The sequence below is a fragment of the Synechococcus sp. H60.3 genome (assembly GCF_047462295.1).
GTDB lineage: Bacteria > Cyanobacteriota > Cyanobacteriia > Thermostichales > Thermostichaceae > Thermostichus.
This window is the reverse complement of sequence record NZ_JANSIY010000112.1, coordinates 1-8,122: the sequence shown is the minus strand read 5'-3', so window position 1 is coordinate 8,122 and position 8,122 is coordinate 1. Positions and strand designations below refer to the sequence as shown.

Annotated in this window: 11 protein-coding genes; 5 read left to right on the top strand and 6 right to left on the bottom strand. The window is 60.9% G+C overall.

Annotation, left to right across the window (positions count from 1 at the left end):
- Positions 1-407 precede the first annotated feature (407 nt).
- Positions 408-1,181, top strand: coding sequence for a PspA/IM30 family protein (locus NW841_RS10730; RefSeq protein WP_414378030.1), 774 nt, complete (start codon positions 408-410; stop codon positions 1,179-1,181).
- Positions 1,182-1,347: 166 nt separating this feature from the next.
- Positions 1,348-1,812, top strand: a complete 465-nt coding sequence (locus tag NW841_RS10725) for a pentapeptide repeat-containing protein (RefSeq protein ID WP_414365710.1) — start codon at positions 1,348-1,350, stop codon at positions 1,810-1,812.
- Positions 1,813-1,824: 12 nt separating this feature from the next.
- On the opposite strand, the gene cysQ is transcribed toward NW841_RS10725, so the two are convergent.
- The 5 genes from cysQ to rpsP all read right to left on the bottom strand — a co-directional run bounded on the left by cysQ (position 1,825) and on the right by rpsP (position 5,314).
- Positions 1,825-2,628, bottom strand: coding sequence for a 3'(2'),5'-bisphosphate nucleotidase CysQ (gene cysQ / locus NW841_RS10720; protein ID WP_414378032.1), 804 nt, complete (start codon positions 2,626-2,628; stop codon positions 1,825-1,827).
- 11 nt (positions 2,629-2,639) lie between these two features.
- On the bottom strand, positions 2,640-3,401 hold the full coding sequence (gene hisF / locus NW841_RS10715) for an imidazole glycerol phosphate synthase subunit HisF (RefSeq protein ID WP_414365708.1): 762 nt from the start codon (positions 3,399-3,401) through the stop codon (positions 2,640-2,642).
- 27 nt (positions 3,402-3,428) lie between these two features.
- A complete protein-coding gene (locus tag NW841_RS10710) occupies positions 3,429-4,532 on the bottom strand; it encodes an ArsA family ATPase (protein WP_414365707.1) in 1,104 nt (367 codons plus the stop codon).
- Positions 4,529-4,804, bottom strand: a complete 276-nt coding sequence (locus NW841_RS10705; RefSeq protein ID WP_414365706.1) for a KH domain-containing protein — start codon at positions 4,802-4,804, stop codon at positions 4,529-4,531. The genes NW841_RS10710 and NW841_RS10705 overlap by 4 nt, the downstream gene beginning before the upstream one ends.
- A gap of 63 nt (positions 4,805-4,867) precedes the next feature.
- Positions 4,868-5,314, bottom strand: a complete 447-nt coding sequence (gene rpsP, locus NW841_RS10700) for a 30S ribosomal protein S16 (RefSeq protein ID WP_414386349.1) — start codon at positions 5,312-5,314, stop codon at positions 4,868-4,870.
- Between the two features lie 457 nt (positions 5,315-5,771).
- Between rpsP and NW841_RS10695 the strand changes: the two genes are divergently transcribed.
- On the top strand, positions 5,772-5,945 hold the full coding sequence (locus NW841_RS10695; protein ID WP_414378035.1) for a zinc ribbon domain-containing protein: 174 nt from the start codon (positions 5,772-5,774) through the stop codon (positions 5,943-5,945).
- A 91-nt stretch (positions 5,946-6,036) separates the two neighbouring features.
- Positions 6,037-6,474: a TerB family tellurite resistance protein gene (locus tag NW841_RS10690; RefSeq protein ID WP_414386348.1), complete on the top strand. Its 438-nt coding sequence runs from the start codon at positions 6,037-6,039 to the stop codon at positions 6,472-6,474.
- A gap of 51 nt (positions 6,475-6,525) precedes the next feature.
- Here the strand turns inward: NW841_RS10690 and NW841_RS10685 are convergent, their stop codons facing one another.
- Positions 6,526-6,945 (bottom strand): metal-sensing transcriptional repressor, encoded by a 420-nt coding sequence (locus NW841_RS10685; RefSeq protein WP_414365702.1) that lies wholly within the window; start codon positions 6,943-6,945, stop codon positions 6,526-6,528.
- Between the two features lie 89 nt (positions 6,946-7,034).
- On the opposite strand from NW841_RS10685, the gene sds reads away from it, so the two are divergent.
- Entirely contained in the window at positions 7,035-8,006 is a 972-nt protein-coding gene (gene sds, locus NW841_RS10680) for a solanesyl diphosphate synthase (protein WP_414365701.1), read from the top strand.
- Positions 8,007-8,122 lie beyond the last annotated feature (116 nt).

Genomic DNA, 8,122 nt, shown 5'->3' with positions numbered 1-8,122 from the left:
CGGTGGGAGCCGCTGGTTCGATTCCAGCACAGCCCATTGTCAGACCAGCCAAGAGAATCTGCCCAAGTTCGGAAAGTTCTCATCCGGCAAACCCTCTGGGCTTTCAGTGACCCCGACAATTTAGTGTCATCCACCAAAATCCAGGGGTGGGACATAAGACGGGGCGCGGCCAGAGTGGGCATTCGGGAACGCCCAACCCGAGAACAAGGGTTGCCAGGTGAGGAAGGGGCCCATCTCTGCAGCGGCTGTTTTGGCGGCTGGAGGGTTGGTCTGGGATTGGGCCGGATCCCCTGCGGCCAATTTCCTCGGATCCCAGTCAGGGATCCCTATACTGGAGTAGAAGCACTGGAAGGCGCCAGAAAGGCAAGGGTAGCATTAGGTCAGACTGCTAGAGGGGGAAACAACCGATGGGATTGTTCGATCGGGTCAGCCGAATCATTAGATCCAATATCAACGCGCTGGTCAGCAGCGCTGAGGATCCGGAGAAGATCCTGAACCAAACCATTCAGGACATGTCTGAGGATCATTACCAAATGCGGCAAGCAGTTGCCCAGGCCATTGCTGCCCAGAAGCGGATAGAGCGGCAGTACGAGCAGGCGCAGCAGAACGTTGACGAGTGGCAAAGACGGGCCGAGTTGGCCTTGCGCAACAACAACGAGGCTCTGGCCCGCGAAGCGCTGGTGCGCAAGAAGACTTTCGCCGAAACCGCCCAAAGCCTAAAGCGGCAGTTGGATGAGCAGACCAAGCAGGTGGAGCTCCTCAAAAGCAACATGACCAAGCTAGAGAGCAAGATCGCCGAGGCCAAGACCAAAAAGGATATGCTCATCGCGCGGGCCCGGGCGGCCAAGGCTTCCCAACAAATCAACCAGGTCATCGGACGGGTGGACACTACCAGCGCCTTTGCAGCCTTTGAGCGCATGGAAGAGAAGGTAAACGCCCTGGAGGCCCAATCAGCGGCAGTGGCCGAGCTGGCGGTGGACAGCTTGGAGCAACAGTTTGCCGCGCTGGAGGCGGGTGGAGCAGATGTCGATCATGAGCTGATGATGCTGAAAGCGGCGATGCAGGGCCAGTTGCCCGCCGGAGAGCGGAAAGTTTTGCCGCAAGCCCAATCTGCTGCCCCGGCTGAAAGCGAGGTAGATGCGGAGTTGGAAAATCTGCGCCGCGAAATCGACCAGCTTTAACCATGGGAGGCCGTGTCTTCCGAAGGGTGTCTCCTCTGGGCTCAGGTGCGTTGGGATTTCCTGAGCTAGAGAATACAGGGTGGTAAGCTAGGCTGGAAGGGCCGTTGACCTGCCTCTGGGGGGGTTAGGGTAGCCTTCCTGCGTTTTTGCGAGAGAACCAACAGCGATGACAACAGCGAATATCAAACCTCTCCTAGACGCTAAGCAACTGTTGCAGGCTTATGCGTCTGGCCAGCGGGATTTTTCTGGAACCAACCTGAGCGGGGCGCAGTTGAGCGGCGCGAACTTGAGGGGCATTGTCCTGCGAGATGCCGACTTAAGTGGGGCGGATTTGCGTGAGGCGGATTTGTCGGGGGCGGATCTCTCCGGAGCCGACCTGCGCGGAGCCAAGCTGCGGCGGGTAAACCTAATCGGGGCCAAGCTGATCAAGGCCGATCTGCGCGGGGCCAACCTCTACCGGGCCAAGTTGCTCAGAGCTGATCTCAGCGAGGCCGATCTTAGCCGCGCCGATTTGCGAATTGGCGCCGATCTGCGCGGAGCCATCATCACCAACACCCGTTTTCGCGGTGCCCTCTACGACGAGTACACCAAGTTTCCGGATGGCTTCAACCCCACCGAAATGGGCATGTAGCTGGAGCCTCGCCTAGGGGATCAAGCCTTGCCACAACTGGGCGACGCCTTCGGCAGCCGCTACAAAGGGCGGGTTGTGCAGGTCGGGCTTGTTGTAGCGCAAGGGATCCCCTTTCAAATCTGTGACACTTCCCCCCGCCTGCTCGACGATACAGTGGGCGGCGGCGGTATCCCACTCCAGGGTTGGGCCAAAGCGGGGGTAGAGATGGGCGGATCCCTCAGCCACCAGACAAAACTTGAGGGCACTGCCCACGGACTTGACTTCGAGAGAACTGTAGCGCCGTCGCAGCTGTTCCAGGAATTGCTCCGTCTCCGGGCTGCGGTGGGAGCGGCTGGCCACCACCTGCAGAGGAGCCTGGGCGGGGGGGCGGGCCCGGATGGGCTCTTTGCCTTTGTAGGCCCCCAGGCCCTGCGCTGCCCTGTAGGTAAGACCGAGAGCTGGGGCATGGACGACACCTAGGATGGGGATCCCTGCCTCGACGAGGGCGATGTTGACCGTGAACTGGTCGTTGCGCCCGATAAACTCGCGCGTGCCGTCCAAGGGATCCACCAACCAAAACCGTCGCCACGGCTGCCGCTGGGTGTAGGGAATGCCGCCAGATTCTTCTGAAAGTACGGGGATCTCAGGGGTCAGGTCTTGCAGGCCCTGTAAGATCAGGCGGTGGGAGGCCAGATCCGCTTGGGTGAGGGGGGAGGCATCTGCTTTGAGTTCGACCTGCAGCGGTTCTTGCCGATAGAAGGGCAAGATGGCCTGCCCTGCCGCTTCTGCTAGGTGGCACACCTTGGGCAGGAGAGCAGCCAGATCTGGAGCCTGCACGGATCCCTCCCTTAGCGACGCACCGGAATGCCGTGGGCAGCCAAGTCGGCTTTGATCTGCTCAATCGTCACCTGACCGTAGTGGAGCAGCGAGGCCAACAGGGCTGCTTCTGCTCCCCCCTCTTGGAGAGCTTGGCGGATGTGGGCACAGTCTCCTGCTCCTCCTGAGGCGATCACCGGCACCGACACCACTTCGGCCACCCGGCGGGTCAGCTCTAGGTCGTAGCCAGCCTGGGTGCCGTCGGCGTCCATGCTGGTGAGCAAGATCTCCCCTGCCCCCCGCTCGGCCACGGTTTTGGCCCACTCCACCGCGTCCAGGCCCGTCGGCTCCCTCCCCCCGCGCACGTACACTTCCCAGCCGCCACCCTGAGGCTTGGCGCGGGCGTCGATAGCCACCACGATGCACTGGGATCCAAACTGACGGCTGGCCTGGGCAATGAGATCCGGATCCCGAACTGCCGCCGAGTTGAGGCTCACCTTGTCGGCCCCAGCCCGCAACAGTTGCCGGATCCCGTCCACATCGCGGATCCCACCTCCCACCGTGAGGGGGATGAACACCTGCTCAGCGGTGCGTCGCACCACCTCCAGCAAGATCTCCCGCTCTTCGTGAGTGGCGGTGATGTCTAGAAAGACTAGCTCGTCAGCTCCCGCCTGGTCGTAGGCCTGGGCCAGCTCCACCGGATCCCCGGCATCGCGCAACTGCACAAACCGGATCCCTTTGACCACCCGCCCCGCCGCCACATCCAGACAGGGAATAATCCGCTTGGCCAACATCGCCTTCTCCTCCGCTGGCGTGATGGCCTAGCCAAAGCTGATGACTAAGAAAGGCTCTTGAAACTTGGCCCCGCTTACCTGCCGGCCTGCCAAGCTGGGGGGCAGGAACAAGTTGCGCCGCTGATCCCCGGCGGTGATGGTCAGTTCTGGCCCAGATTGGCTCAGCTCGATTTGGGCCTTGCTAAAGCCGGGAAGAAACAGCTTCACGGTGCGGGATCCCTCGTCGATGGCTACAGGCGGCGGCACCTCCGGCGCCGCGAAAATCCCTCCTACCGCCTCTTCCAAAGCCGACCAATCGGATCCCTGGCGCCGCGGCAGGATGCGCACAGGCAGCGGAGAAAAATCGGCAGCCGACACCTCCCCAGGAACCAGCGGCACGACCCAGAGGCCACCCACTGTCAGCCCCACCATCTGGGCACTGCCCCAGAGGTAGCGGGCAGTCTGCACGGCCATCGGATCCGGGGTGGTCACCAGGTGGGCCAACACGCGACGAGGATCGGCGATGGCCTGGCGTCCCTGCTCGAAAATGTTGGTCATCCCCCCCAGGCGATTCGACAGATCCTCTAAAGATGAGAACTCCACGGTGCTAACCGACCGCAGCAGCGGCTCGGCAAAAGGGCGCAGGGTTTTGGCCAAGTCGGATCCCAAAAAAGCTTTAGAAGCCCGTCGCCAGTACCAACTGGCCACCTCCGGGATCCCAAAGGCCCGCAAGGTGGTCAGATCCCCTGGACCATCGTAGAGAATGCAGTCGTATTGGCCGCTGGCATCGTAACGGCGCAGCGCTTCCAGAGCCAGGGCCTGATCCATGCCCGGCAGCACCCCCAGCTCCTGACCGTAGATCTCCCGGAAAAAGGGAGTGCGTACGTATTGGGCTTCCAGCTCTTTGGCCGCCGTCCAGTACTGCTCCAGAAGCTGGGTTGTGCGCAACTGCACCACGCTCAAGTTGGCGGCAATAGTTACCGGCTCGCCGGAAAGCGGGATCCCACCCAAGAGCATCTCCAGCCCCGGCCCCGGCTGATGGCCGACCAACAGCACCCGCCGCCCCTGCTGGGCTGCCGCCCGGGCTACTGCCACGGTTAGGGTGCTCCGGCCGGTGCCCCCCTTGCCCAAAAAGGTGAGGATTTGGCTCATTCCCGCTCCTCCCGACCCCGCTCTCCAGATTCTCCATAGATGTCGATGTACAGCGATTGCCCCGCCAACTGAGCTGCCGCCATCATGACCTGCCGAATGGCTTGCAGGGTGCGCCCGCCCCGCCCCAATACCCGCCCGCGATCTTTGGGGTCAAAGGCCAGCCGCAGCCAAACCTTGCGCCCGCCACAGGTGGTTTCCACGTCCATTGGCGGCGGGCCGCCGCTGAGCAACGGCTCGATCAAGAGATGGACAAGGGCTTCGTAATCCGGCATGAGGAGCTAGACGACAGGGAAGAACAACTGCCGAGCCAAGCTTAGCCGAAAGTGCAGCCGCCCCTAAGCCTCAACCTGAGGTTTTTTCTCTTCAGCCTCTGGTTCCGGCTCCTGGGAGTTCGCCTCCGCTGCCGCTTCCGCAGACGCCTCAGGAAGATCCGTCGCTGCAGCAGGCTCCTCCGTGGACGGCCCCGGCTCAGGGATCCCAGCCTCAGGCTTGGCAATGGCTGGGATGCGAATCGCGGCAACCACTCCGCCCTCGCCAGCTTTCAACATCTCGTAGAGGCCGGCTTTTTTGAGGATCCCGTCCACAGTGTCTGTAGGCTGAGCGCCACGCCGCAACCACTTCAGCAGGCCTGCCGTCTCCAGAACTGTCTCCTTGGTGCGAGGGTTATAGTAGCCCAACTCCTCCAGCGGACGACCCTCACGGCGGGTCTTACTTTCAATAGCGATGATGCGATAACTGGGTTGCCGTCTTTTTCCGTAGCGCTTGAGCCGTAACTTAACCATGGGGTGTCTGCTCCTCGGGGGTGCTCCGCAAGCTGTAAAGGGTTACCAAGAGAAGAAAAGATGAAACAAGCCAAGCTGCCGCCCCTTACCGCATCCCAGCGGAAGTCTTGGCGGCTGGCTATGACAGAGACCCCCTATTATAATCGATTGTTCCTCGGCGGAAAAAGGGCCGAATCGACACCAAGTGGCATCTTCATCTGAATGCACGGGATCCCTCACCGTCTATACGGTGGAGAGGGATAGCGCCCAATATACCTAGCATGACCCAAGTTTTGATTATCTCTTGCAAGCTCAAGGTGTCTGCCTCACAAGCCGCAAAGCTGGATGCGACCAAGGCCTACGGCCCGCTGGCGCGAGCGTGGACGAGTCAACCAGCAGCCAGACAGAGCGGCGGCGGTTGAGCAGTGAGGCCTACGGCCCGCTAGCGCGAGGGGCGTTCTAACCGTTGCGGTAGTTTGTGCACTACAAGGCAGCAAGAGCAGGAGTGAAGGTTGTGGTGGTGCCGCCTGCCTACACTTCGCAGACCTGTCACCGCTGCTTGTGGCTTGGCCAGCGGGAAGGGAAGCGTTTTCGCTGTGTCAACCCGGCCTGTTGTTGGGGAGGGGATGCGGGACGGAGTCCTTGTGAGTGAGCTTCAGGGCTACCCAAAACCCCACCCGCCTATGCGGTGGGGCAGTTTATGGCAAAGTTGAAGAGGAAACCCAAGCTCAGCAACAACCCCCATGGTCAACTACGCCGACTTGACAGATGAGCAGCGCCAGCTCTACCTCAAAGCCTTGATCGCGGTAGCCCGAGTGGACGGCCAGTTGGACGAAGAGGAGAGCAACTTTTTCCTGCAAATTGCCGAAGGGATGGGCGTCGAAAAACAGGTGGCCCAAAGCTACCTGGCCGAGGAGACGGGCGCAATCCTAGACCTCAGCCGGATCCCTCCTCTACACAATGCAGCCGGAGCCCTAATCCTGCGAGATTTGGCAGCGATGGCGGTGGTCAACAACGAGCTGGCGGAAAAAGAAGAGGCTCTGATTTTCGAGATCGGCAAAGCCATGCAATTCAGCCAGGAGGAGATCAACGAGTTCTTGGACTGGGCCTTCATGGGCCTGCAATGGCAACTGAAAAGCGCCGCCCTGCTGGAGCGCTACGCTGCCGACGGCAACAGCTAGCCTTGGCTTGAGCAAAGCCCAGCCTATGCCCATGGGAAAGGCTTGTATCCACTAGCTGATATAGCGATCAAGGGCCCGCTGCAGCTCTTCCAGTTCCACCTCGATGTTGCCACTTTCGATGGCGTGGCGGATGCAGTGACGGATGTGGTCGTCAAGAATAAGGCGCGCCACCCGATCCAGTGCCCCCTTGACAGCAGCAATCTGCAGCAGCACATCCGGACAGGGCTGATCCTGCTCGATCATAGAGCGGATCCCGCGCACATGCCCCTCGATGCGAGCCAGACGATGGATTAGCTTGCGCCGCGACTGCGGGTCATGGTGGTGAGGCTGGGCTCGCCCCGATAGAGGTGGCTGCTCCAGCGCAAGCTCCCACTCCTCCTCCCAATCGGGTTCTGCAGGGAGCGGGGGGACAGAGCCGGTTGGCACTGGGGAAACGGGATCCGACATAAAAAAGCAGAGGACTGTTTGCATGATACCGCTCGCTTTTCCCCGAGAACGTTGGGGTGCTCTACAATAAGGGGAGATATGAAATTTTGTAAAACCTCTCATACTTTGGCTCCATGACCTCTGTGCTCTCCCCCTTTGGCCCTGTAGAAGCGGATCTGGAGCGTTTACGCCAGAACCTGTCGCGGCTGGTTAGCGCCAAACACCCAATTCTGGCCATGGCTGCCGAACATCTGTTTTCGGCGGGGGGGAAAGGGATCCGACCGGCGATTGTGCTGTTGATTGCGCGGGCTACCACGCCGGATGGGGAGATTACCCCACAGCATTGGCGCCTGGCGGAAATTACCGAGATGATCCACACGGCCAGCTTGGTGCACGACGATGTCATCGACACTGCGGACGTGCGGCGGGGCATCGACACAGTAAATACCCTTTTCGACAACCGCGTAGCGGTGCTGGCGGGGGACTACCTCTTCGGCCAAGCTGCCTGGTATTTGGCTAACCTGGACAATCTGGAAGTGGTGAAGCTCTTGTCCAAGGTAATCATGGATCTGCCGGAGGGCGAGGTACGCCAGAGCCTCACCCGCTTCGACCCGGATGTGTCGCTGGAGGAGTACCTGGCCAAGAGCTTCTACAAAACCGCCTCCCTCATATCCGGCAGTTCTAAGGCCGCCGGGCTGCTGAGCGGGGTCAGTCCTGAGGTGGCTGATCGCCTCTTTGACTTTGGCCGCGACCTGGGCATTGCCTTCCAAATCGTGGACGATCTGCTGGATTTCACCGCCTCGGCAGAGATGCTCGGCAAGCCGGTGGGTTCTGACCTCATCCAGGGCAACTTGACGGCACCGGTTTTGTTCGCCCTGGAGGAGTTTCCCCAGATGCGGGAGCTCATCCTCCGAGAGCTGGCCGAACCCCAGGATCTCCAGCAGGCCCTGGAGTGGGTCTACCAGAGCAATGGGATCCCGCGCTCCCGCCAGTTGGCGCGAGACTATGCCCGTCGGGCTGCCGAGGCGTTGGAAGTTCTCCCCGATTCGGTAGCCCGCCGAGCTTTGTTTCAAATGGTGGACTATGTGCTGGAGCGGGCCCGCTGAGAGACTTTTCCAGGTTTAGGTTCGACTCCCCGAAGCCTGCGCCCCTTCAGAAGAGAGCTCCGGATACTCTGGGGGGGTGAAAAAGTGCAGGCGATTGGGGGGCCAAAAGCGGAAGA